We start from the raw sequence: 24,337 nt of genomic DNA, 5'->3' as shown, positions 1-24,337 counted from the left end.
GATTGATTAAATTGAATCTATGACAACCAGATCTTCCCCTACCCATCAAACGCGACTTGCGCTTATCCAGGCGGGCCTTCTGCTTTTCGGTGAGAATGGTTTCGAGGCTACCTCGACGCGCGACATCGCGGCTCAGGCCAAAGCTAATATCGGCTCCATCGCCTATCATTTTGGCAACAAGGAAGGCCTGCACGCAGCCTGCGCCGAACATGCAGTGCTGCTCATTCGCGAGGCATCAGGCGGCGCGCTCGCTGGCGAGGTCATCGATTACACGCGACTTTCACCTGATCAGGCGCATGTGATGATCGAGGCAATCCTGGAACGTATGATCGCTTTTGTTACGGCAAGCGAGGAAGCAGGATCGATTATCCAGTTTGTTCTACGAGCAATTGCCGTTCCGGGTCCTACGCTTGATACCCTCTATCACGGCCTCTTCGAACCCATTCACAAGCAATGCTGTATGTTATGGGGAGCGGCCACCGGCATGGAAGCGGAGGCGAACGAGACCCGGCTTCTTGTCTTTTCGATGATTGGCCAAGTCATCTATTTCCGCATTGCCCGCGAAGCGATAGCCAAGCGTATGGCCTGGAACAGGATTTCAGAAGACGAATTGGGACAAGTGACACGGATCATTAAATCCAACCTCTCCGCAATTATCGCTGCAAGACAGGCTTTGAAGTCATGAGCATCCTTTGCGCCCTCCCACTTGCTGCCAGTCTTTTCGGTGCCTGTGCCGCCCCTGCTCCTTTGGCGGTTGGATATGTCGAGGGAGATTTCGTGCAGGTCGCGCCGATCGAAGCAGCGCAGTTGCGCGAGCTGTCCGTCAGGCGGGGCGATCGGGTGGCACAGGGTGATGTGCTCGGCCGGCTTGAGGACACCGATGCGCGCAACAAACTGGCGGAGGCAGAAGCAGCTCTTGCGCAAGCGCAAGCCAATCTCGCCGACCTGAAGATCGGGAAACGTCCGGAAGAGATTGCAGTGCTGGAAGCGACACTCGCCTCAGCTCGCGCCCAAAAGCAGGACGCGGACCGCAATCTGGAGCGCGCACGCGATCTACTTTCGCGCGGCACTACGAGTCAGGCGGAATTCGACCGCGCCCAGACCAATGCACAGATTGCCGACGCTGCGCTCGGCGAAGCACAAGCCAATCTGAACGTAGCGAGGCTCCCAGCTCGCCCCGAAGCGATCAAAGCCGCAGAAAAGCAGGCAGAACAGGCGCAAGCACAGCTCGAACAGGCGAAGTGGCTTCTCTCCCAGCGTACTCTCACTGCGCCTGCTGACGGGCGCGTAGACGATGTCATCCGCAATCCAGGCGACATTGCCGGGCCTTCCGCACCTGTGCTTTCCATGCTGCCGGATGGCGCGGTAAAGCTACGGTTTTACGTTCCTGAAACGGAATTCTCATCATTGCGGCTCGGCGCCGAGCTTGCCGTCAGCTGCAATGGTTGCGCGCAAGGGATGATAGCAAAGGTAAGCTACATCTCCTCCGATCCGGAATTCACGCCACCTGTCATATATTCGCTCGAACGGCGCCAGAAGCTCGTCTATCTGATCGAAGCGCGCGCGGAGGGCGAGGCCACCCGCCTGCAACCGGGACAGATCATTGATGCGCGCCTGAGGACTGGTGGATGACCAACGCCATCGAAGTCGAAGGCCTGATCAAGCGCTTTGGCGACAAGACGGTCGTCGACAATGTGTCAATGCAGGTGGCCGAGGGGGAGATTGTCGGTTTCCTCGGTCCGAATGGGTCCGGCAAGACGACAACCATCCGCATGGTTTGCGGCCTGCTTACACCGGATGCCGGCAAAGGTAACGTGCTTGGCTACGATCTTCTGTCGGAAGGGCTGAAGATCAAACGCAAAGTCGGCTACATGACGCAGAAATTCTCATTCTACGAGGATTTGACGATCAAGGAGAATCTCGAATTCGTCGCGCGTCTTTACGAACTGAACCCCGTCGACGCCTTCGTACACAAGACGCTTGCCGATCTGGACATGACTTCGCGTCGCAACCAACTCGCCGGAACATTATCGGGCGGCTGGAAGCAGCGCCTGGCGCTTGCCGCCTGCATTATGCATCAACCGAAACTGCTTCTGCTCGACGAACCAACAGCCGGCGTCGACCCGAAAGCCCGCCGCGATTTCTGGGATGAGATTCACGCGCTGGCCCGCGAGGGCCTGACCGTTCTCGTGTCGACCCATTATATGGACGAAGCCGAGCGCTGCCACCGCATCAATTATATTTCCTACGGCAAGATGCTTGCAACCGGCACTGTAGATGAGGTCATCGCCCAGGCCGATCTTACGACTTTCATCATCACCGGCCCGGATATGGCTGGTCTTGCCCTGGAATTACGGACCCGCCCAGGGGTCGAGCAGGTCGCCCCCTTCGGCAATACGCTGCATGTCGTCGGCGCGGATCGCGCGGCCTTACAAGCCTCGATGGGTGAACTGGAAGGCAAACCGGGCATAGAGATACGTCGTGGCGAAACCAGCCTCGAAGACGTGTTCATCCAGTTCATGGCTGGCTCGAAGGACAATATGGCATGAACCGCGTCCTTTCCTTCAGCCGCCTGGGCGCACTTCTCGCCAAGGAATTCATCCAGATGCGGCGCGACCGCGTCACTTTTGCGATGATGATGGGCGTGCCGCTGATGCTTCTCGTGCTCTTTGGCTTTGCTATCAACAATGATCCGAAACATCTGCCCGCCGCGCTGGTCACCTCCAGCACTGACAACTACACGCGCGCCATCGTCGCGAGCCTGCAAACCACCGATTACTACCGTTTCGATCATGTCGTGGCCTCGACCGAAGAGGCCGAGTTGTTGATGGCGCGGGGAGAAGTCGTTTTCATCGTCACCATTCCGTCAGACTTCGGCACGCGCGTACGGCGTGGCGACCGCCCGCAGATGCTGATTGAAGCGGATGCCACCGATCCGGCTGCGGCAAGCGGTGCGATCTCCACCCTGTCAACCGTTGCACGCGAAGCGCTGTTGCGTGAACAGGGACGGACGTTCGAGGCGGAAGAAGAAAAGGAACGGGAGCTTGAGGTCATCGTGCACCGGCGCTACAATCCCGAAAGCATCACCCAGTACAATATCGTGCCGGGTCTGCTCGGCGTCATATTGCAGATGACCATGGTAATGATGACCTCGATGGCGCTCACGCGCGAGACCGAGCGCGGTACCATGGAAAACCTTCTCGCCATGCCTGCCAACCCAACGGAAATCATGCTTGGCAAGGTCCTGCCTTACGCCTGCGTCGGCGCCGTGCAGGTGGTGATCGTGCTTCTGGCCGCAAAGTTTCTCTTCTCGGTGCCGTTCCTAGGCAGCCTGCCTCTGCTCCTTCTAGCAATCTTCATCTTCGTCATGGCGCTGGTCCTGCTCGGCTACACGATCTCGACCGTGTCACGAACCCAGATGCAGGCGATGCAGCTCACTTTTTTCTTCTTCCTGCCCTCGATCCTTCTGTCAGGCTTCATGTTCCCTTATCTCGGTATGCCGATCTGGGCGCAATATCTCGGTGAAATATTCCCCCTTACGCATTTCATTCGCGTGGTGCGTGCCGTTATGCTCAAAGGGGCGGATTTCTACGAAGTGATCTGGCAGATTGGCGCGCTCTGCGTCTTCATTGCCGTCTTTGCCGCAATGGCTCTGTCCCGCTTCCGACGGACACTCGATTAGGAAGAACCGCCGCAACTTGCCGGGGAAAGGCGTATCGTCGCACCGACAGTGCCATCTTCACGCCAGATGAGATTGATTCCAGCATCGCGCAGCGCAGAGAGTATCTGGCTTTCCGTTGCACGTTGCAGATCATGGCGGCCAGCTTCAAAATCCTTGATCGTGCTGCGCGAAACGCCCGCCGCTTCGGCGAGATTTTCCTGCGTCCAGCAAATCAATCCACGAGCGGCGCGACATTGCGCAGGAATGAGGCGCCAGCAGCAGAGTTTATCTTGGCCAATAAGGTTATTTTCAACCATAATGGTTGACATTTGAGGTCAGCATTCCGAAATGTCAAGATATTCGTAAATTGCAGATTAGGTGATCGATACGACCCATGACTCACGACACTCCGCTGATTACCACTATCGCAGTAGGCCTCGTACTTGCCTTCATTTTTGGCGCAATTGCCAATCGACTGCGATTATCGCCGTTGGTGGGTTATCTGGTTGCGGGCGTTGTCGTTGGTCCTGCCACTCCGGGCTATGTCGCGGACGTTCATCTTGCGCCCGAGCTTGCCGAAATCGGCGTCATCCTCCTCATGTTCGGGGTAGGCCTGCATTTCTCGATGCGCGACCTGCTTTCGGTGAAGGCAATCGCTATACCTGGAGCGCTCGCGCAGATTGCCATAGCCACCCTGCTTGGCGTCACGCTTTCATGGGCGATGGGCTGGTCGCTCGGCGCTGGCCTCGTCTACGGTCTCGCGCTTTCTGTTGCCAGTACGGTCGTGCTTCTGCGTGCCCTGCAGGAGCGCCATATCCTTGAAACGGAGCGTGGACGCATCGCGGTGGGTTGGCTGATAGTCGAGGATCTTGCCATGGTCATGGCTCTGGTCCTGCTGCCGGCTTTGTCCGGCCTGCTCGGCGGCGTTGATGAGAACGGCCAACGGCTTGCGCTGGAGACCGGCGCCATCCTTTCCACCGTGGGGTGGACCCTGGCCAAGGTAGCGCTCTTTGTCGCCATCATGCTCGTTATCGGCCGTCGTGTCATTCCATGGGCTTTGAGTTACATGGCGGGCACGGGATCAAGGGAACTCTTCACGCTTTCCGTCCTGGCTGTCGCGCTTGGCATTGCTTATGGCTCGTCGGTCCTGTTTGGCATCTCGTTCGCCCTAGGTGCTTTTTTTGCCGGCATGGTATTGGCCGAGTCCGAACTGAGCCATCGGGCTGCCGAAGACTCGCTTCCTTTGCGCGATGCCTTCGCCGTCCTGTTTTTCGTATCAGTTGGCATGCTGTTCGACCCGATGGTTCTTATCGAGCATCCGCTCGCTGTCATCGCGACCTTTGCGATCATTGTGTTCGGCAAGTCCATTGCGGCCTATTTCATCGTTCTGGCATTTGGATACTCGCGCATCACTGCCCTGACAATTTCAGCCAGCCTTGCCCAAATTGGAGAGTTTTCCTTCATTCTTGCTTCGCTCGGCCTGTCGCTCCAGCTTCTACCCGAGACGGGCCAGGACCTGATACTCGCCGGTGCGATCCTGTCTATCCTGGTCAATCCGGTCATCTTCGTCTTGATCGATCGCTATCAGGCGAAGCTGCAAGCCGAAACATCTGGATCAGTCCGAGAAGCAGCAAGGTCGGAGAGCGAAATGGGAGCGTCTGAAGCTTCCTCATCAGCAGGAGCCACTGATACACCTGCCGATCAACCCGATGGAGTAAGTACCGAACCTGCGACAGTTCACCTGGCGCTCGAGGAAGAGGCGCGTCCCGTATGCACGATGAAAGCGCATACCGTCATTGCAGGTTACGGCTTTGTGGGTCAGTATCTCGCCAACTCGCTCGTCGAAACCGGTGAGAAATTCGTCGTCATCGATGACCGTCAGGAAAGCATCGAGCGCTTGCGTGCCGATGGCATCGAGGCGATCACCGGTAACGCCGCCGACAGTGCAGCGCTCAGGGCTGCAAACCTTGCTGAGGCTAGCCGTGTTTTTGTCGCCATTCCAAATGTCTTCGAAGCAGGTCAGGTCATTGAAAAAGCGCGCAAACAGAATCCCGACGTAACGATCATCGCACGCGCCGAAAAGGAAACGGAAATCGACCACCTGATCGCAAAGGGCGTGGACCACGTCGTCGTGGGACGCAAGGAAATAGCCATAGGCATGATCGAACAGGCGTTCGGCTCACATCCGATGCGTCACAATGACGATGCTATCCATATCACCCCCTATCCGGACGTGACCACGCCTAATCCGGCGCGCCGCACGAGCTTTGATGCAGTGATGCAAGAGAAGGAGCAGGAAGAGATGGAAGCCCAGAAGATCATGGCTCCGCTTGAAAAGGGCCCTGACAGCACGATGGATGCAATATCGGAAAAGAAGGTCCCGGACCTCTGCACAGATTCCCCAAAGAAGGACTGACGCTCTTCGGTAGCTCATAAAAAACCCGCCAGGATCAGCTGGCGGGTTTTTTAGCTCAAAGATGAACGGCAGAGGGTCAGCCTTCAGCGTCCTTGGCGGAGCGCATGAATGCAAAACCGATCAGCGTGATGATCGCAGCAGCAATCAAATAGTAGCCGACATAGGCAATGCCGTAGTTCTTGGCGAGCCAGGTTGCGACCATCGGCGCCAGCGACGCACCGAAGACACCGCCAAGATTGAAGGTCAGCGACGAACCAGTGTAGCGCACGGCCGTTGGGAACGGCTGAGCGAGTGCCGCACCGAGCGGGCCATAGGTCATCCCCATCAGCGCGAAACCGATGACGAGATAGGCCATCACCCCGACTGTACCGCCGGCCAGCAGCGGCTGGATGCAGAAGCCGAAGAGACCTATGGCAGCGGTGATCAGCATCATGGTGATTTTCATGCCATATTTGTCGGCAAGCAGTGCCGCCGGCGGAATGAACAGGCCGAATGCCACCACGCCGACCATCTGCAGCAACAGGAATTGTTCACGCGGATAACCGAGTGTGCCTGTGCCGTAGCCAAGGGTAAACACCGTCATCAGGTAGAACAGCACGAAGGTACCGAGCGCGGCCAGGGTGCCAAAAAGAAGGCGCAGTTTGTGTTCTCGCAGAACGACCGAGAACGGGACAGGCACACGGGTCTTGTCCTCGATCGCCTTCTTGAAATCAGGGGTTTCGGTAATGTTCAGGCGAATAAAGAGACCAAGAGCAACCAGAAGTGCGGACGCGATGAACGGAACGCGCCAGCCCCAGACGAAAAACGCCTCCTCCGACATGGTTTCCGCCAGTATCAGGAACGACGCGGTGGCCAGAATAAAGCCGACCGGCGCACCGAGCTGCGGGAACATGCCGTACCAGGAACGCTTGCCCTTAGGCGCGTTCTCGGTTGCCAGCAGAACGGCACCGCCCCATTCTCCACCAAGGCCGAGCCCTTGTCCGAGGCGACAAAGCGCGAGAAGCAGCGGTGCCATCACGCCGATCTGACTGTAAGTAGGCAGGAAGCCGATGGCCACCGTCGAGATGCCCATGAGAAGAAGTGCAGCAATCAGTGTCGTCTTGCGGCCGATCTTGTCGCCATAATGACCGAACACGGCGGCGCCGATCGGACGGGCGAAGAAAGCGATAGCAAAGGTCGCCAGCGACGATAGAAGTGCCGAAGTTGGGTCGGCGGCGGGGAAAAACAGGTGCGGGAATACGATTACCGCAGCTGTAGCGTAGATATAAAAGTCAAAGAATTCGATGGTCGTGCCGATCATGCTCGCCATCAGAACAGTTCGGGACTTGTTCCTTGGCTCGGCTGCGACGCCGGTTGCGTCCATGGTTGTCATAGTCTGCTATCCTGGGACCACGTATACGATCCGCAAAAAGGCCCGCCGGGAATTGCGACGAACCGTCCGTTACAAGAAAAATTTCGTGAAGCTCAAGCCGGACAAGCGGCTACGGAGACGAAATTACGTGGTGTAAACTCTGTTCCGGTAACGAGTGCAAGAAAATATTGGGGATTTTTATTATAATATTTCGTATATTGGCATCTATAGGCAATTAAAATAAATACGCATAGCTCCTATGCATTTCCACTCGGCCTGTTGGATTTTATCTACTGCTCTCCCGATTGACGAGATGAGTGCAAGCTGGAAGAATCGACAGGAAGTAGCGCAGTCGCGGCAGCATGGAGGATGCTTCCACGACCGGATTGTCTTTGCAGGAGGAGTGCATGGACCATCATCACGCAGGTCGCGTAGAAGCGGCATTGTCGGCGGGCGGGGCCGCTCGCTCGGCACTGGTTGCCTCATGGCAACGATCAGCCAGCCTGCACCATCTACGGCCGGGGGAACACCGTCCGCCCAATCGCGTCGATGACCGAACATTGTCGCGGCACCGCGAGGGGTCGAGCCACCTGCTTTCTGTTGTCCAACCCAACCTCGACCACCTCTATGCCGCCGTGGGCAATAGCGGGTGTTGCGTTTTGCTGGCCGACAAGGATGGCATACTCATCGAGCGCCGCGGCGCGATTGCAGACGATGAGACCTTCGAAGGCTGGGGACTTTGGACAGGCACAGTCTGGGACGAGCGTTCCGAGGGGACGAACGGCATCGGCACCTGTCTGGCGGAAGGTCGTGCACTTACAGTCTATCGCGATGAGCACTTTTTCACCCGCAACATCGGTCTTTCCTGCACGACCGCGCCTATCCATGACGAACATGGCCAGCTGATAGCTGCACTCGACGTCTCGTCCTGTCGCAATGATCTGACCCGTGACGTGATGCGGCTGATCGCCATGGCTGTAACCGATGCCGCACGGCGCATCGAAACAGAGAATTTCCGTCGCGCCTTCTCGAAGGCCCGCATCGTCATTGTCGGCGAGGAAAGCAGCCTGGGACCTGCACGGCTCATCGCCGTCGATCAAGATGATCTCGTTATCGGGGCTACGCGCGCAGCACGCCAGTTCCTATCGCTTTCGAGCGAGCAAATGCGCATTCCCCTCCCCGCTTCCGATCTTCTGGCCGACCGGCGCGATCTCGCGCAATCCGGCCTGGAAAAGGCAGAGCGGTCAGCTCTGCAACGCGCGTTGGCGCGAGCCGGCGGAAACGTCTCGGCGGCTGCTAGTCAACTTGGCATCAGCCGCGCCACGCTGCACCGAAAGATGAAGCGGCTGGCACTGCGCCACCGCGTGCCCTGAGCTGAAGACTGTCGCAGTTCTGCGACAGTTTTCTGCGGACATGCGTTCGCGCACGGTGACATCGCACAAGTGAATGGCATGATCCGCGCTGGAGGATCGCCCATAGGGCGACAATAGCGGAGGAAAATCATGAACAAGATAGATGTTTCGCGAACTGCAAGTGTGCCGTTCGACAAGAAATACGGCAACTTCATCGGTGGCCAGTGGGTCGAGCCAAAGTCTGGAAAATATTTCGAAAACACATCTCCTGTGAATGGCCAGCTGCTTTGCGAAGTGGCGCGTTCGGACGCCGCGGACGTCGATGCAGCGCTCGATGCAGCGCACAAAGCGAAGGATAAATGGAGCAAGGCCAGCGCCGCTGAACGTGCGCTGATGCTCAATCGCATCGCCGATCGTATGGAGGAGAACCTCGACCTGCTGGCACGGGCCGAAAGCTGGGACAATGGCAAGCCTATCCGGGAATCGACCGCTGCCGACGTCCCACTCGCGATCGACCACTTCCGCTATTTTGCCAGCGCCATTCGTTCGCAGGAAGGTTCGCTATCGGAGATCGATCACGACACGGTTGCTTATCATTTTCACGAGCCGCTCGGTGTCGTCGGCCAGATCATTCCCTGGAACTTCCCGCTGCTGATGGCATGCTGGAAGCTGGCGCCTGCCCTTGCTGCCGGCAATTGCGTTGTGCTGAAGCCGGCCGAGCAGACACCGGCCTCTATTCTCGTCTGGGCCGCTCTCGTTGCTGATCTCATCCCGGAAGGCGTGCTCAATATCGTCAACGGCTTCGGTCTCGAAGCAGGCAAGCCCCTTGCCTCATCGAGCCGCATCGCAAAAATCGCCTTCACTGGTGAGACCACGACGGGCCGCCTCATCATGCAATATGCCAGCCAGAACCTGATCCCGGTCACGCTGGAACTCGGCGGCAAATCACCCAATATCTTTTTCAAGGATGTTGCTGCGGAAGACGATGATTTCCTCGACAAGGCCATTGAAGGCTTCGTCATGTTCGCTCTCAATCAGGGTGAAGTCTGCACCTGCCCATCCCGCGCGCTCATTCATGAATCGATCTACGACAGGTTCATGGAGCGCGCCTTGAATCGTGTCGCGGCCATTGTGCAGGGCAACCCCCTCGACCCAAACACGATGATCGGTGCGCAAGCTTCCAGCGAACAGCTAGAGAAGATCCTCTCCTATTTCGATATTGGACGCCAGGAAGGGGCCGAAGTGTTGGCCGGCGGCGAAAGAAACAATCTCGGCGGCGATCTTGAAGGCGGCTATTATGTGAAGCCGACGGTATTCAAAGGCACGAACAAGATGCGCATCTTCCAGGAGGAGATTTTCGGGCCGGTGGTCTCTGTCACCACCTTCAAAGATGACGATGAAGCGCTTTCCATCGCAAACGACACCCTCTACGGCCTTGGCGCGGGGGTGTGGAGCCGCGATGGCAGCCGTGCCTATCGCTTCGGGCGCGCTATTCAGGCAGGCCGCGTCTGGACCAATTGCTACCATGCCTACCCGGCCCATGCGGCCTTTGGCGGCTATAAGCAATCCGGCATAGGGCGTGAGACACACAAGATGATGCTCGACCATTATCAACAGACCAAAAACCTTCTGGTCAGTTATAGCCCCAAGAAGCTCGGCTTCTTCTGATCGCTCAGGCCGGCGGCGAGGTTGAGCCTCGCCGGGTTCTATCAAGACATGCTCCGGAGTTCCCCCTTTGTCCGGAGCAGGGACCGTTCACCGGGCGGTCCGATGCGCAACGCAAGCAGAAGCAGAAATGTTTTCCTTTTGCGTTGCGCCATGCAGTGGGCAGCGATGGCGGTCTCTTGCCCCCTCCACCGTTATCGCTGCCCATGCTATCATGGACGGCAAGTCCGCATGGAGGTCTGTCAATGCCCGATCATCCTGTAAAGAGCATGGAACCCCAGGTATCTGCCACCCCAGCAGCACTCGAGCTGATTGCGGAGATACGCCGGGACCACCCGACGATCCTGTTTCACCAGTCGGGCGGTTGCTGTGACGGCTCTTCCCCGATGTGCTATCCGACAGACGATTTCATCATCGGCGATAACGACGTGCTCCTGGGCGAGATAGGCGGTGCGCCCTTCTATATCAGCGGCTTGCAGTACGAGGCCTGGAAACACACACAGCTCATCATCGACGTCGTGCCCGGCCGCGGCGGCATGTTCTCGCTCGACAACGGCCGAGAGAAGCGGTTCCTGACACGATCGACGGTCTGTGCAGCGTGATGCTTCAATGCTTCGTTCGGTTGCGTAAAAACTCTTCCTGAGCCTTTATCTCGGGGGTCACCGCTTCCCCGAAATCCTCCAGCTCATAAACCGGACGAATTTCGATCTCGCTGGTTTCCGGCATGGGATTGGGACAGCGCCGGACCCATTCGACAGCCTCGTCAATGTCCTTGACTTCCCAGATCCAGAAACCCGCCACCAGTTCGGTCACATGATCGAAGGGCCCGTCTCTTACCATCCGATCTCTGCCTGAAAACAAGATGCGTTTGCCTTGGGAGGACGGTTTCAGCCCTTCCCCCGCCAGCAGAATTCCTGCTTCAGCAAGCGTTTCGTTGAAAGTCGCCATCGCCTCAAGCAATTCAGCCGAAGGCATTTGGCCCGCTTCGCTCGAAGGTGTTGCCTTGACCAGAACCATAACACGCATCGCTTCCTCCCAAGAAATGAGCCGGAGGAGCTTAGCACGAATGGCGCCAGCCGCGATTATCGTTTCTTCATCGCCTTCGCCAATGCGTCGCCTAACGCGCCAATGGCGTCCGGTGCATGGGGAGGTTTGGCCTGCATGCGGCTTTGCTGGCTGCGGTTCATCTGCTCACGCGGCGCAGACGAACGCGATGCGACCGCCTCACCGCCGCCCTCCTTGCGCATCGAAAGACCGATACGTTTGCGCGCCACGTCCACTTCCGTCACACGCACCTTCACCACGTCGCCTGCCTTCACCACCTCGTGCGGGTCCTTGATAAAACGATCGGCGAGTTGCGACACGTGTACGAGACCATCCTGGTGTACGCCGACATCCACGAAAGCACCGAATGCGGCGACATTGGTCACCGTGCCCTCAAGCTGCATGCCCGGCTTCAGATCCTTAATGTCGTCGATGCCCTCAGCAAATGTCGCGGTCTTGAAGCTCGGACGCGGATCACGGCCCGGCTTTTCCAGTTCGGCCAGAATATCCTTCACTGTCGGCAGGCCAAAGCGCGTGTCCACAAAAACGCGTGGATCAAGCGCTTTCAAGGCAGTTGTGTCTCCCATCAGCGTGCGCACGTCGCGACCGCAGGCGGCGACGATCTTCTTGGCAATCCCATAGGCTTCCGGGTGGACCGCGGAAGCGTCAAGCGGCTCCTTGCCGTTCGCAATGCGCAGGAAACCCGCGCATTGCTCGAAGGTGCGAGCCCCAAGACGCGGCACTTCCATCAGGGCCTTTCTCGTCATGAATGGACCGTTGGCATCGCGAAAGGCGACGATTGACTCCGCAATCGCGGAACTGAGGCCCGAAACGCGCGCCAAAAGCGAGGCGGAAGCCGTATTGAGATCGACCCCCACGGCGTTCACCGCATCTTCGACCACCGCTTCCAGCGAACGCCCGAGACGGTGCTGGTCCACATCGTGCTGATACTGTCCGACGCCGATCGATTTCGGTTCGATCTTCACGAGCTCAGCCAGCGGGTCCTGCAAACGGCGGGCGATCGAAACGGCCCCGCGCAAGGAGACATCGAGGCCCGGAAACTCGGCCGCAGCGGCTGATGACGCGGAGTAGACCGAAGCGCCCGCTTCCGAAACAATTACTTTCGTGGGCTTGGGCGCAGGCAGGTCATTCAGCATGTCGGCCACCAGTTTCTCCGTCTCGCGACTGCCCGTGCCGTTACCAATCGCGATCAGCTCGATCTTATGCTTGCGAACAAGCCCGGCAATCTCGGCCTGCGCGCCTCGCAGATCGTTCTTTGGCGGAAACGGATAGACGGTCGTCGTATCCAGGAGCTTGCCGGTCTGGTCGACTACCGCCACCTTGACGCCCGTACGGATGCCGGGATCAAGCCCGATCGTAGCGCGCGCGCCAGCTGGCGCGGCCAAAAGCAGGTCTTTGAGATTGCGGGCAAAGACGCGGATCGCCTCCTCTTCCGCCCGCTCGCGAATTTCGGAGATCAAGTCAAGCGATAGCGACATTTTGAGCTTCACGCGCCACGTCCAGCCAATCACGCCCATTAACCAGATATCGGCGGGCTGAGTAGCGCCCACCTGCAAGCTCGCCGCGATCTTGCGCTCCACGGGCTTGATCGCGCTCTGATCATCTGCATCCACTTCGATATCTACGGAGAGTATATCCTCGTTACGGCCCCGCAGCATGGCGAGCACACGGTGCCCGGCCGCCGTTTCCCAACGCTCCACATGGTCGAAATAATCTGCGAACTTCGCGCCCTCGGTCTTCTTGCCGTCGATCACGGTCGAGCGGATGAACGCCTTTTCGCGCATATAGGCACGTAGCGACTGCAACAGGTCGGCATTTTCAACGATGCCCTCGGCAATGATATCGCGCGCGCCCTCAAGGGCAGCCTTTATATCTGCCAAGTCACCTGCAACAAAAGGCTTTGCTGCCTCTTCCGGTTTCAGCCCGCGATTTTCCAGCAGCATTTCAGCAAGTGGACCAAGGCCGCGCTCACGGGCAATTTCTGCCTTTGTGCGCCGCCTCGGCTTATAGGGCAGATAAATGTCCTCGAGATCAGCCTTGGTGGCGGCTTGTGCGATCTTGAGCGCAAGCGCGTCATCCATCTTGCCTTGCCCGGTGATCGTCTCGAAGATCGTCTTGCGGCGCGCTTCCAGCTCGCGCAAATAGGTCAGTCTATCAGCCAATGTGCGAAGCTGGGTGTCGTCCAAGCCACCCGTCACTTCCTTGCGGTAGCGCGCAACGAAAGGCACCGTGGCTCCCTGATCCAGCAGGCTGACGGCAGCCTCCACCTGGTTCTGTCTGGCCCCGATCTCGGTAGCAATCAGCGTGGAAATTCGGGCTTCGCTGGTTTTGTCGGTGCTCATTCGCGTCCATTTCAAAAGGATAAGGCTTCTGGATGCGCGACCATAAAGGCCGCGATGTGGCAGGCCAATATCGGCTTTTGCCGGCCCTTGTCTGCTCCACAGGAAACGGTGCCTGCGACGATTCAACGGCTGCGCATGGCGATTGTCGGGTCTATAACTTCGGCAAAGACTGGTTCGGGGGCTAAAAAATGATCAATAATCGCGCATTTCTCGCCATGGGTGGACTTTCTGGCGCAGCGGGCGTCGTTCTGGCTGCTGCCGCCGCACATGGACGAGGCGGCTATGACGGCACCGTTTCCGCATTGCTTCTGGCCCACGCGCCTGTGTTCCTCTTCCTGTCGATCGCGCCGCGTACACGGCTCCTGTCGTTCGGCGGGCTAGCCATCCTCCTCGGGCTCCTGCTCTTCTCGATCGACCTGATGATGCGGCAATATATGGGTCAGCGCCTATTCCCGATGGCCTCGCCAATCGGCGGCAGCCTGACAATTCTCGGCTGGCTCGTTCTGGCAGCATCTTCTCTGGCGGCCTCGAAACAAGAAAACCCCGCGGCCCTTTCGGATCGCGAGGTTTTCTAAGACACCGATTACGTTTGTTTATTTGTAAATTGGAACCGGGCGGTAATCGGGAATGGGTTCGTAGACAGGTGCGTAATCGGCACCGCCGAATTCATAGCGTAGGCCCACCCGAATGGCATGGCTGTGATAGCCATGATCGCGGCCCTGAACACCTGTTGCACCGCCTGCCCGGTCAATCGCGTCGAAGCCATAAGCGTCACCCCCCTTGATCTGGGTATAGCGGTACCCGAAATCGAGCTTGGTGCGGCTGGTAATATCGACAGAAGCACCGGCCATCAGAGCCCATGTCAGACGCCAGGAACCATAGCCCTCGTGGAATCCGGTATAGCCACCGCCACCGCAGATAGCGGGCGTCACACAGGTGGCGCGGTTCTTCATCTGACCGTACTTGATATGCGTCGCGCCAATACCGCCGCCAATATAGGGCGTAAAGCGACCCCACTTCGCGATGTCGACATAGGCGTTCGCCATCAGTTCCCATGCCTTGGCGCGCGAGCTGTCATCATAGGAAAAGCCGCCGAAGGAGGACGAACCGACAAGATCACGCCGCCAGTGACCTACAGTCCCGTCCACGCGCAGGTAATCGTTGAAGCGATAGCCAACGCCTGCGCTGAATTCCGTGTTCGAACGTAGCGTATATTTCTCGTAACGCTGCTCCTGATAGACTCCCCCGCCTTGATAGAAACGATAAGAGCCGCTGCGCGAAGACGAAAAACTATGACCCACATCTCCGCGCAAATACCAGCCTCCGGCGGAAACGCCGCGATATTCGACGACCGGCTGAGCCTCGATCGGAGTGGGTTCGTAAGCGATATCGGCAGCGAAAGCGGAACCACCCGCAGTGGATATAAGCGCCGCGCATGCAAATGAACGAAGTGACGTACTCATTACAACTCCCCTGGGCCGACTGAGCTTGTCGCGGACCTGAAAGAAGCCTTCATCTAAAACAGTTAACACTCACTTAACCTTAATCGCTAACCATAATATTTTTCTTCGTTAAGCTTTAAATCGGAAATTCAGACGCCCTGCATAGGCAGGGCAAAGACATATTCTTCATCAACTTCGCTATTCTCGAATTTTAGTAAGCTTTTATAAATCATACGGGTTGATGATCGGAACTCTGTCTGCGTTGAAAAGTTGGTTCTGCATATCAGGAGTAGAAACATGAACGCGCAATCAGGCAAATATCCGCCCCGGGTTGATCCGAGTCAGTTGGCGAGGCTGATCCGTGCGGAGATAAGAAAGCCGCTCTATCGGGACGCCGTGGGTACACGCTTCCAGGCTCCGGAGAACGACCAGCAGTTCGAAGAGCTGCTCAGAAGGCTCGACCAAAAAACAGAGCATTGACCGGCAACCTTAATGGCGACAAATATTCCCCAAGGGGATGCGGCGTGTGACTCGCAGCATCCCCTTTTCAATAATCCACTGGGGAATACGAATGAAATCCTTGTTCCATCTCGCCTATCACGTCACCGATCTCGATGAGGCGCGCAAGTTCTATGGCGATGTGCTCGGCTGTGCCGAGGGCCGCTCAACCGACACCTGGGTGGACTTCGATTTCTTCGGCCACCAGATTTCGCTGCATCTTGGCAAACCCTTTGAAGTCACTCGAACCGGCAAGGTCGGTGACCACATGGTGATGATGCCGCATCTGGGCGTAGTGCTTGCACTGGATGACTGGTTCGCGCTTGCCAAGCGCATCGAGGATGCAGGTATCGCCTTTGACATCCCCCCGGTCGTGCGCTTCGAAGGCGAGCCTGGCGAACAGCGCACCATGTTTTTCTTCGATCCGAGTGGCAATCCGATCGAGGTCAAGGGTTTCAAGGATTTCGACAGCGTCTTCGCGCATTAAGGCTGAGCGTATCGGCTTAATGGAGACTGATTCATGGCAAAACGCTTACTCGGTAATAGTGGTCTTTCCATAGAACCTCTGGTTCTCGGCACCAACGTGTTCGGCTGGACCATAGACGAAAAGACCAGCTTTCAAATCCTCGACGCCTTTGTGGACAGTGGCTTCAGCGCGATTGACACAGCGGATGTCTACTCGGCCTGGGCACCCGGCAACACAGGTGGCGAGTCGGAAATCATCATCGGAAATTGGCTCAAGGCCAATCCTTCCAAACGGGACAATGTGCTGATTTTCACCAAGGTGGGGTTTGATGTGGGCTTGCCGGAGAAGGGACTGTCCCGGCAATGGATCATGAAGGCGGTTGATAACTCTCTCAAGCGCCTTCAGATCGAAACGATTGACCTCTATCAGTCCCACGCATACGATGCCGACACTCCGCATGAAGAGACTTTGTCTGCCTATGCCGAACTGATCCAGGCAGGCAAGATCCGTAAGATCGGTTGTTCCAATTTCACCGCCGATCAGCTTTCAGAAGCACTCAGGATATCTTCCGAGCAGAGCCTGCCACGCTATGAAAGCGTGCAGCCGGAATATAATCTGCACAATCGCAAAATATTCGAAGGTGCGTTGCAGGAGCGCGTCGTGGAAGAGAATATCGGCGTGATTTCCTATTATGGCCTTGCGGCAGGATTCCTCACCGGCAAATACCGTTCCAAGGTCGATCTCGGCAAGAGCAAGCGTGGCTCCAGTGTGGAACGCTATCTCGATGAGCGAGGTCTGCGCATTCTCGACGCGCTCGATGCAGTTTCAAACGAGTTGGGCGTGAAACCGGCGGAAGCAGCCATTGCCTGGATCATTGCGCAAAAGGGCATCACCGCGCCAATTTCGTCCGCAACCAGCCTTTCACAACTTGAGAGCCTGGTTCGAGCAGCGCGCCTTACCCTACCGTCGGAAGCTCTGCATAGACTGAACGACGCAAGCGCTTATTAAACTTACCGCTTTTCTCCCCAGAAACGGCCTGCGCAAGCAGGCCGTTTTATGTTTCAATCGATCTAATAAAAAATCTTTCGGAACTTCGCGTGAAGAAGCGTGTTTCCATCCCAAGAAGCAAAAGACGATAAGATTCAAACGCTTCTCACTTAAACAAAACAGGATGGAAAACGCTATGACCAAGAAACTGCTCACGACGACCGCCCTTCTCGTCATGTTCTCCGGCGCGGCCATGGCTCAGACTGCCACGACCCCCACCGAGGCCCCAGCTGGCGACACAGGGACGGCAATGAAGCTTTTCGAAGGCGGTCAATCCACCCCCATGGAAAGCGCGGACGGTTATTTCACCGCTGCGGAAGGTCAGGTACTGGCAAGTCAGTTGATGGACCAGGACGTGTACACCTCCGCAGGTGAAGATGGGGAAGATATCGGCGAAGTCGAAGATCTTCTCTTTGACGGCTCCGGCCAGCTTAAAGGCATTGTCGTCAGTGTCGGCGGCTTCCTCGGTATGGGACAAAAAGAAGTAGCGATAGACCTCGCCAGCGTCTCTGTGATGCCTGAAGCCAATGATGAAGACGATTGGCGTGTGATCGTCGACCAGACCAAGGAACAGCTCGAGGCAGCTCCGGCATTTGAACGCGATATGGCAAACGCCGATGGCACAGCTCCGGCAACCGGCACCGCCCCGGCTACGGGTACAGCTCCGGCAACCGGTACAGCACCTGCTACGGGCACCAACTCGGACACGGGCACGACGACAACTCCGCCTGCCACTAATGGCACGGAGCAGTCGCCTTCGACCGGCACCGCTCCTTCGCCAACCACCGGCGGAAGCTCCTCGCAGTAAGAGGTTGCTTCATCCACGAAAAAAAATGCCGGGTTTATCGCCCGGCATTTTCCGTCTCTGTATCAGGCTTTCCCGTAGCCCCCACCTGTCGGCGTCTGGACGGTGATCGCCTCACCTTTCTCCAGGACAGTCTGGTCGCAATTGCCAAGAACCTCCATTGAGCCGTCAAGACGACGCACAGAGTTCCTGCCCAATTGTCCGGGCTCGCCACCTTCCAGTCCGAAGGGCGCGACGCGGCGGTGACCGGAGAGAATGGCAAAGTCAAGCTTCTCCATGGCGCGGATCGTGCGCAGCGTGCCGTTTCCGGCAGTGAACTTGCCCTTGCCACCCGAATTCTCGCGGATGTGGAAATCCTCGAGCACGACGGGGAAACGCGTTTCCAGAATTTCCGGGTCGGTAAGCCGCGAGTTCGTCATGTGCGTATGCACTGCGTCAGCACCGTCGAAGCCGGGACCGGCGGGAGCACCGGAGCAGATCGTTTCGTAATATTGATACGCATCATTGCCGAAGGTCAGGTTGTTCATCGTGCCCTGCGCGGCGGCCATCGCCTTGGTCGCGCCAAAGAGGCAGTTGGTTACTGCCTGGCTCACCTCGACATTGCCCGCCACGACCGCAGCGGGGTAACGCGGCGAAAGCATCGTGCCTTCGGGTACGATCAGCTTGATCGGACGCAGGCAGCCAGCGTTCATTGGAATATCGCCCTCGACCAGCACGCGGAATACATAAAGCACTGCGGCTCGCGTCACCGGTGCCGGAGCATTGAAATTGTCGTCCCGCTGTTCCGAGGTTCCCGTGAAATCGACAGTTGCTTCGCGCTTCTCGCGGTCGATGCTTATCTTCACCTTAATGAAGCAGCCCTGATCCATTTCATAGGTGAACTCGCCATCCGGTAACCGGTCGAGAACCATGCGCACGTTCTCGGCCGCATTATCCTGCACGTGGCCCATATACGCATCGACGACATCTTCGCCAAATTGCGCGATCATCTTCTCGAGCTCGGCAACGCCTTTCTCATTGGCCGCAATCTGTGCCTTCAGGTCGTTGATATTCTGCACAAGATTGCGCACCGGGTATTTCCCGCCAGTCAGCAGTTCCGACAGCGCCTTTTCCGCGAACTCGCCCTTATCAACGAGTTTGAAATTGTCGATATAGACACCTTCCTGCTCGATATTGACAGCCAGCGGCGACATTGAACCCGGCGCAATGCCGCCAATATCTGCGTGGTGGCCACGACTTGCCACCCAGAAACGGATATTCTTTCCTTGTTCGTCGAACACCGGAGTACAAACCGTCAGGTCAGGCAGATGTGTGCCGCCATTATATGGCGCGTTGATCAGAAACACATCGCCCGGGTGAATGATCGGGTTTTCGCGGATGGCAGTTGCAACGGATGCATCCATCGAACCCAGGTGCACCGGCATGTGCGGTGCGTTGGCGACAAGATTGCCTTCCGCGTCGAACACCGCGCACGAGAAGTCGAGGCGCTCCTTAATATTCACCGAATAGGCGGTGTTCTGCAGCGTCACGCCCATCTGCTCGGCGATCGACATGAAGAGGTTATTGAAGATTTCCAGCATTACCGGGTCGGCCTTGGTGCCAATCGCCATCTGGGTAGGCAATGCCTTCACACGCTCCAGGACAACATGGTCCTTCGCAGTCAGTTCTGCCTGCCAGCCATCTTCGATAATGATGGTCTGGTTCTTCTCTATGATGATGGCAGGACCCGAAACACGGTTGCCGGCCTTCATCTCCGAACGCAGTATGACACCTGCATCATGGAACCGACCTTGCGAGAAGAAACGAGTACGGCGCGTAGGCATGACCTCACCCTCGCCCTTATCCCCGGCAGGATGATCGATTTCCGCGCCGCTGCCGCCAACGGATTCAATCTCGACGGCATCGATCACCAGGGCCTTGGTCGTATCGACGAAACCGAAGCGGCGCTTGTGCAACGTCTCGAATTCCGTGCGCAGACGCTCTGCCGTGTCGGCTTGGGGATAACTTGCCTCCACCGGGATGACCGTATCGGTGCCGGCGTAGCGGATATGGGCGCGCAGATGCGTCTTTGCATCCTTGCCTTCAATGCCTTGCGCCGCCAGGTCCGCCAACGTTTCGGCCTGCAGATCACGCGCCAGACCGAGCATCGCCTGTGGCGCATCAGCGTTCAGCTCAACGCCCAGCGCCTTTTGGCGGGTGGCGCGAATATCTGCCAAACCCATGCCATAAGCAGAGAGAAGACCCGACATCGGATGCAGTAGAATGTGCTTCATGCCAAGAGCATCCGCCACCAGACAGGCATGCTGCCCGCCCGCGCCACCGAAGCAATTGAGCGCATATCGCGTCACGTCATAGCCGCGCTGCACTGAAATCTTCTTGATTGCTTCAACCATGTTGGCAACAGCGATCTTGATGAAGCCGTCGGCGATCTCCTCTGGCTTGCGCCCGTCGCCCAGTTCCTCGGCAATCGCCGCGAACTTCTCACGCACGGCTTCAACATCGAGTTTTTCGTTCTGGTCCGGACCGAACAAAGCCGGGAAGTAATCCGGGATCAGCTTGCCCAGCATGACATTGGCATCGGTAACCGCCAGTGGACCGCCATTGCGATAGCAGGCTGGACCCGGATTTGCACCGGCAGAGTCGGGACCAACGCGGAAGCGTCCGCCATCAGCGTGAAGGATCGAGCCTCCGCCCGCCGCAACTGTATGGATCAGCATCATCGGAGCGCGCACGCGCACCCCCGCGACTTGCGTTTCGAAGGCGCGTTCATATTCCCCGTCGAAATGCGCCACGTCGGTGGAGGTGCCACCCATGTCGAAGCCGATAACCTTGTCGAACCCTGCGGATTCGCCAGTGCGCGCCAGACCGACCACGCCACCGGCCGGGCCGGAAAGAATGGCGTCCTTGCCCTGAAAAAGATCGGCAGCGGTCAGACCGCCCGACGACATCATGAACATGAGCCGCGCACCGGTGCGCTCGACATCCAGTTCAGAGGAAACCTGCGCAACGTAACGCGACAGAACTGGCGAGAGATAGGCGTCGATGACAGTTGTGTCGCCGCGTCCAACAAACTTCACCAGCGGCGAGACCTCATGGCTGACAGAAATCTGTGCAAAACCGATGTCCCGGGCGATCTTTGCCAGGATCGCCTCATGCGCGGGGAATTTGTAAGCGTGCATGAGCACGATGGCGATGCAGTCATAACCTTGCTGCTTCAGCGCTTCGAGCGCCTTGCGCGCAGCTGCCTCGTCCAGTGACTTTTCAACGGTACCGTCTGCCAGAACACGTTCGTCAATTTCCGTCACGCTTTCGTAAAGCGCTTCAGGTTTGACGATCTCGGTGGCGAAGATGTTCTTGCGCTCCTGATAGCCGATCTTGAGCGCGTCGCGGAAACCTTTGGTCGTCACCAGTGCCAGGCGTTCGCCCTTGCGCTCCAGCAGCGCATTGGTGGCAACGGTCGTGCCCATGCGCACTTCGTGGATCATGCCGGTCGGGATTGGTTCACCGGCGTTCAAGCCGAGAAGCAACCGGATGCCATGCACCGCCGCATCGCGATAGGCTTGCGGATTTTCCGAAAGGACCTTGCGGGCGTGCAATTGGCCTTGCGGGTCGCGCCCGATGACATCGGTGAACGTGCCGCCGCGGTCGATCCAGAAATCCCAGGCTGCGTTCTGTTCGGTCATGACGGTTTTCCCCAAGCCACTGCCCATAAAATAGGCACGTCCATAAAGTCATCAATCAACGTTGACAAAATATCGATAAAATGGTGACATAATTTCGTCAAGACGTATGGGGTGGATTGATGGACGCAAAATCGCATGTGGATTTGGAGCGGCTCGAAACCGCTCTGCCGAGACATCTGCAGCCCGTCCCTTCCATTGGGCCAATCGTTTCTTCCGCCCATCTGGCAGATGGGGGTTCACCCGGCCTTTCAGAAGTCGAGTATGGCCTCGTCCTTGCCAGTCACGCCTTTTCGCGGTGGATGGTGCGCTGCATGACCGCTGCCGGTCTGCCTGGTTTGTCTGCAATGGAAGTGTTGATCCTGCATTCGATCCGTCATCGCGGTCGCGAGAAAAAACTGGCCGACCTTTGTCTCGTTCTGGACATCGAAGACACGCATATTGTGACCTACGCCGTGAAAAAACTGGAGACAGCCGGCCTTTTGACCTCCCGCAAGGTGGCCAAGGAAAAGATTGTGCAAATTACCGAAAAGGGCGCCGATGCCTGTGCTCGTTATGCGCAAATCCGCGAGCGCCTGCTGGTAGACTCCACTGCCAATGCCCGTCCTTCCGAGGAAACGCTGTCGGAAATCGCCGCAGTTCTTCGCTTTATGTCCGGCGCATTCAACCAGGCGGCGCGTTCCGCAACGACTTTATAAGGAGCCTTACTTGAGCGACGTCAATTTTCAACCGCTCCTCAAGGTCGAGGATCTCAGCGTCCAGTTCGGTGCCGCCAAGGTTATCGAAAATCTGAGCTTCACGGTTCCCGCCGGCAAGACAGTTGCAGTCGTCGGTGAATCCGGTTCAGGCAAGTCCGTGACCTCGCTGTCGGCCATGCGCCTTGCCGATATCATGGGCGCGAAATATCCCAGCGGGCGCATTCTGTTCGCCAGCCCGAAGGGCGAGATCGACATTCTCCAGCAAAGCCAGAAGGACATGCGTGGCATTCGGGGCAAGGAGATCGCCATGATCTTCCAGGAGCCCATGACCTCGCTTAATCCTGTCTACACGATCGGCGACCAGATCAGCGAAGTCCTGATCCTGCACGAGAAGATGAGCAAGAAGGCCGCACTGGCAGAAGGCAAGCGCCTGCTCGACATGGTCCGCCTGCCGGACTCCTCCGAGCTTCTCAAGCGTTTCCCCCATCAGCTATCCGGCGGTATGCGCCAGCGCGTCATGATAGCCATGGCGCTCGCCTGCCGCCCTCGCCTGCTCATTGCAGACGAGCCTACGACCGCGCTCGATGTTACAATCCAGGCCCAGATCCTCAATATCATGCGCGATCTCCAGAAAGAGCTCGGCATGGCGATGATCTTCATCACTCATGATATGGGCGTCGTGGCCGAAATGGCCGATGACGTCGTTGTCATGTGGAAAGGCAGAAAGGTCGAGGAAGGGCCGGTACGCGAGATTTTCGCAGACCCGAAGCACCCCTATACCCGTACATTGCTTGCCGCCGTACCTAAGCTCGGCTCCATGAAAGGCGAGGAACTGCCCAAGCGAATGCCGCTTACCGTCCTGGAGGATGGCGAACCTAGGCTCGTAGGCACCGAACGTGTGCAGGACACGGCAAAATATAACGACGTTCCGCTTCTCTCCGTAAAGGATCTCGTCGTCCGTTTCGACGTGAAGAAAACTCTCTTCGGCCGCGTTACGCACCGCGTTCATGCGGTGGAGCAGGTCTCCTTCGACATCCATCCCGGCGAAACACTGGCGCTGGTCGGCGAATCCGGTTCGGGTAAATCCACCATCGGTCGCGCCATCCAGCAGTTGCAGGCTGCGACTTCGGGACAGATTTCCTTTGGCGGCAGACCGCTTGACCAAATGAGCGCTGCGGAACGCCATCGCCTGCGCCAGGACGTACAGTATATTTTCCAGGATCCCTTCGCTTCGCTCGATCCGCGCAAGACCATTGGCTTCTCGATCGCCGAACCGATCCGTACACATGATCTGCTGCATTCCGGCAAGGAAATCGAGAAACGCGTGCACAGTCTCCTCGAACGCGTCGGTCTCACGTCGGAGCATGCCAAACGTTATCCGCACGAATTTTCCGGTGGTCAGCGCCAGCGCGTCTGCATTGCTCGTGCACTCGCCTCAGACCCGAAGCTCATCATAGCTGACGAAGCACTGTCCGCCCTCGACGTGTCGATCCAGGCTCAGATCATCAATCTCTTCATGGATTTGCAGGCCGAGCGTGGCCTCGCCTATCTGTTTATCAGCCATGACATGGCAGTGGTCGAAAAGATGAGCCACCGCGTCGCCGTGCTTTATCTCGGTCAGATCATGGAGTTGGGCAGCCGCCGCCAGGTCTTCGAAAATCCGAGCCATGCCTATACGAAAAAACTTCTCTCCGCCGTTCCGGTCGCCGACCCAACCCGCGATCGCGGCTCCGCCCTCATCGAAGGCGAGATCCCCAGTCCCATCCGCGAGGTCGGCAATGAGCCGCTCATTTTGCCGCGTGAGGAAATCAATCCAGGGCATTTCGTGGCAAGAAGCGCCTGACGATAC

The 24,337-nt window shown here is 57.6% G+C and carries 21 protein-coding genes; 15 read left to right on the top strand and 6 right to left on the bottom strand.

Going from position 1 to position 24,337, the window contains the following annotated elements; translation table 11 throughout:
* Positions 1 to 19: 19 nt before the first annotated feature.
* Genes IE151_RS08430 through IE151_RS08415 form a run of 4 tightly spaced genes read left to right on the top strand, consistent with a single transcriptional unit; the run spans position 20 to position 3,682 of the window.
* Entirely contained in the window at positions 20 to 685 is a 666-nt protein-coding gene (locus tag IE151_RS08430) for a CerR family C-terminal domain-containing protein (RefSeq protein WP_189489567.1), read from the top strand.
* Positions 682 to 1,632, top strand: coding sequence for an HlyD family secretion protein (locus IE151_RS08425; protein WP_189489566.1), 951 nt, complete (start codon positions 682 to 684; stop codon positions 1,630 to 1,632). Before IE151_RS08430 ends, IE151_RS08425 begins: the two co-directional genes overlap by 4 nt.
* A complete protein-coding gene (locus IE151_RS08420; protein WP_189489565.1) occupies positions 1,629 to 2,549 on the top strand; it encodes an ABC transporter ATP-binding protein in 921 nt (306 codons plus the stop codon). The genes IE151_RS08425 and IE151_RS08420 overlap by 4 nt, the downstream gene beginning before the upstream one ends.
* Entirely contained in the window at positions 2,546 to 3,682 is a 1,137-nt protein-coding gene (locus IE151_RS08415) for an ABC transporter permease (RefSeq protein WP_189489564.1), read from the top strand. Before IE151_RS08420 ends, IE151_RS08415 begins: the two co-directional genes overlap by 4 nt.
* Here the strand turns inward: IE151_RS08415 and IE151_RS08410 are convergent.
* Positions 3,679 to 3,990, bottom strand: a complete 312-nt coding sequence (locus IE151_RS08410; RefSeq protein WP_210310875.1) for a helix-turn-helix transcriptional regulator — start codon at positions 3,988 to 3,990, stop codon at positions 3,679 to 3,681. The genes IE151_RS08415 and IE151_RS08410 overlap by 4 nt on opposite strands.
* A gap of 65 nt (positions 3,991 to 4,055) precedes the next feature.
* Between IE151_RS08410 and IE151_RS08405 the strand changes: the two genes are divergently transcribed.
* A complete protein-coding gene (locus IE151_RS08405; protein ID WP_189489563.1) occupies positions 4,056 to 6,077 on the top strand; it encodes a cation:proton antiporter domain-containing protein in 2,022 nt (673 codons plus the stop codon).
* 76 nt (positions 6,078 to 6,153) lie between these two features.
* On the opposite strand, the gene IE151_RS08400 is transcribed toward IE151_RS08405, so the two are convergent.
* Positions 6,154 to 7,440, bottom strand: coding sequence for an MFS transporter (locus IE151_RS08400; protein WP_189489755.1), 1,287 nt, complete (start codon positions 7,438 to 7,440; stop codon positions 6,154 to 6,156).
* A gap of 395 nt (positions 7,441 to 7,835) precedes the next feature.
* Between IE151_RS08400 and IE151_RS08395 the strand changes: the two genes are divergently transcribed.
* The 3 genes from IE151_RS08395 to IE151_RS08385 all read left to right on the top strand — a co-directional run bounded on the left by IE151_RS08395 (position 7,836) and on the right by IE151_RS08385 (position 11,047).
* Entirely contained in the window at positions 7,836 to 8,801 is a 966-nt protein-coding gene (locus IE151_RS08395; protein ID WP_189489562.1) for a helix-turn-helix domain-containing protein, read from the top strand.
* Positions 8,802 to 8,930: 129 nt separating this feature from the next.
* Positions 8,931 to 10,448 (top strand): aldehyde dehydrogenase, encoded by a 1,518-nt coding sequence (adh, locus tag IE151_RS08390; RefSeq protein WP_189489561.1) that lies wholly within the window; start codon positions 8,931 to 8,933, stop codon positions 10,446 to 10,448.
* Between the two features lie 266 nt (positions 10,449 to 10,714).
* A complete protein-coding gene (locus IE151_RS08385) occupies positions 10,715 to 11,047 on the top strand; it encodes a DUF779 domain-containing protein (protein WP_189489754.1) in 333 nt (110 codons plus the stop codon).
* A 4-nt stretch (positions 11,048 to 11,051) separates the two neighbouring features.
* Here the strand turns inward: IE151_RS08385 and IE151_RS08380 are convergent, their stop codons facing one another.
* Together IE151_RS08380 and IE151_RS08375 are read right to left on the bottom strand one after the other, a co-directional pair.
* A complete protein-coding gene (locus IE151_RS08380) occupies positions 11,052 to 11,471 on the bottom strand; it encodes a YciI family protein (RefSeq protein ID WP_189489560.1) in 420 nt (139 codons plus the stop codon).
* 56 nt (positions 11,472 to 11,527) lie between these two features.
* Entirely contained in the window at positions 11,528 to 13,852 is a 2,325-nt protein-coding gene (locus IE151_RS08375) for a Tex family protein (RefSeq protein WP_189489559.1), read from the bottom strand.
* Between the two features lie 188 nt (positions 13,853 to 14,040).
* Between IE151_RS08375 and IE151_RS08370 the strand changes: the two genes are divergently transcribed.
* On the top strand, positions 14,041 to 14,427 hold the full coding sequence (locus tag IE151_RS08370) for a DUF423 domain-containing protein (protein ID WP_189489558.1): 387 nt from the start codon (positions 14,041 to 14,043) through the stop codon (positions 14,425 to 14,427).
* An 18-nt stretch (positions 14,428 to 14,445) separates the two neighbouring features.
* Here the strand turns inward: IE151_RS08370 and IE151_RS08365 are convergent, their stop codons facing one another.
* Positions 14,446 to 15,315: an outer membrane protein gene (locus IE151_RS08365; protein ID WP_189489557.1), complete on the bottom strand. Its 870-nt coding sequence runs from the start codon at positions 15,313 to 15,315 to the stop codon at positions 14,446 to 14,448.
* Positions 15,316 to 15,591: 276 nt separating this feature from the next.
* Here IE151_RS08365 and IE151_RS08360 point away from each other — a divergent pair, with 276 nt between their 5' ends.
* From IE151_RS08360 to IE151_RS08345, 4 genes are all read left to right on the top strand, one after another.
* Positions 15,592 to 15,774 (top strand): hypothetical protein, encoded by a 183-nt coding sequence (locus tag IE151_RS08360; RefSeq protein ID WP_189489556.1) that lies wholly within the window; start codon positions 15,592 to 15,594, stop codon positions 15,772 to 15,774.
* 91 nt (positions 15,775 to 15,865) lie between these two features.
* Positions 15,866 to 16,279 carry a VOC family protein gene (locus IE151_RS08355; RefSeq protein WP_189489555.1) on the top strand — a complete coding sequence of 138 codons (414 nt, stop codon included), beginning with the start codon at positions 15,866 to 15,868 and terminating at the stop codon, positions 16,277 to 16,279.
* A gap of 33 nt (positions 16,280 to 16,312) precedes the next feature.
* Positions 16,313 to 17,266, top strand: a complete 954-nt coding sequence (locus tag IE151_RS08350; protein WP_189489554.1) for an aldo/keto reductase — start codon at positions 16,313 to 16,315, stop codon at positions 17,264 to 17,266.
* A gap of 175 nt (positions 17,267 to 17,441) precedes the next feature.
* The gene (locus tag IE151_RS08345) at positions 17,442 to 18,113 is read left to right on the top strand and encodes a PRC-barrel domain-containing protein (RefSeq protein WP_189489553.1); all 672 of its coding nucleotides are present in this window, start codon (positions 17,442 to 17,444) and stop codon (positions 18,111 to 18,113) included.
* A gap of 62 nt (positions 18,114 to 18,175) precedes the next feature.
* On the opposite strand, the gene IE151_RS08340 is transcribed toward IE151_RS08345, so the two are convergent.
* Positions 18,176 to 21,793 (bottom strand): hydantoinase B/oxoprolinase family protein, encoded by a 3,618-nt coding sequence (locus IE151_RS08340; protein WP_189489552.1) that lies wholly within the window; start codon positions 21,791 to 21,793, stop codon positions 18,176 to 18,178.
* 119 nt (positions 21,794 to 21,912) lie between these two features.
* Here IE151_RS08340 and IE151_RS08335 point away from each other — a divergent pair, with 119 nt between their 5' ends.
* Complete coding sequence (locus tag IE151_RS08335; RefSeq protein WP_189489551.1) at positions 21,913 to 22,488, top strand: winged helix DNA-binding protein; 576 nt, start codon at positions 21,913 to 21,915, stop codon at positions 22,486 to 22,488.
* A 10-nt stretch (positions 22,489 to 22,498) separates the two neighbouring features.
* Complete coding sequence (locus IE151_RS08330) at positions 22,499 to 24,331, top strand: ABC transporter ATP-binding protein (RefSeq protein WP_244636664.1); 1,833 nt, start codon at positions 22,499 to 22,501, stop codon at positions 24,329 to 24,331.
* Positions 24,332 to 24,337: the final 6 nt, after the last annotated feature.

The organism is Limoniibacter endophyticus (assembly GCF_014652835.1).
Lineage (GTDB): Bacteria > Pseudomonadota > Alphaproteobacteria > Rhizobiales > Rhizobiaceae > Limoniibacter > Limoniibacter endophyticus.
The sequence above is the reverse complement of the archived record's forward strand: the minus strand, read 5'-3'. Positions and strand labels throughout refer to the sequence as shown.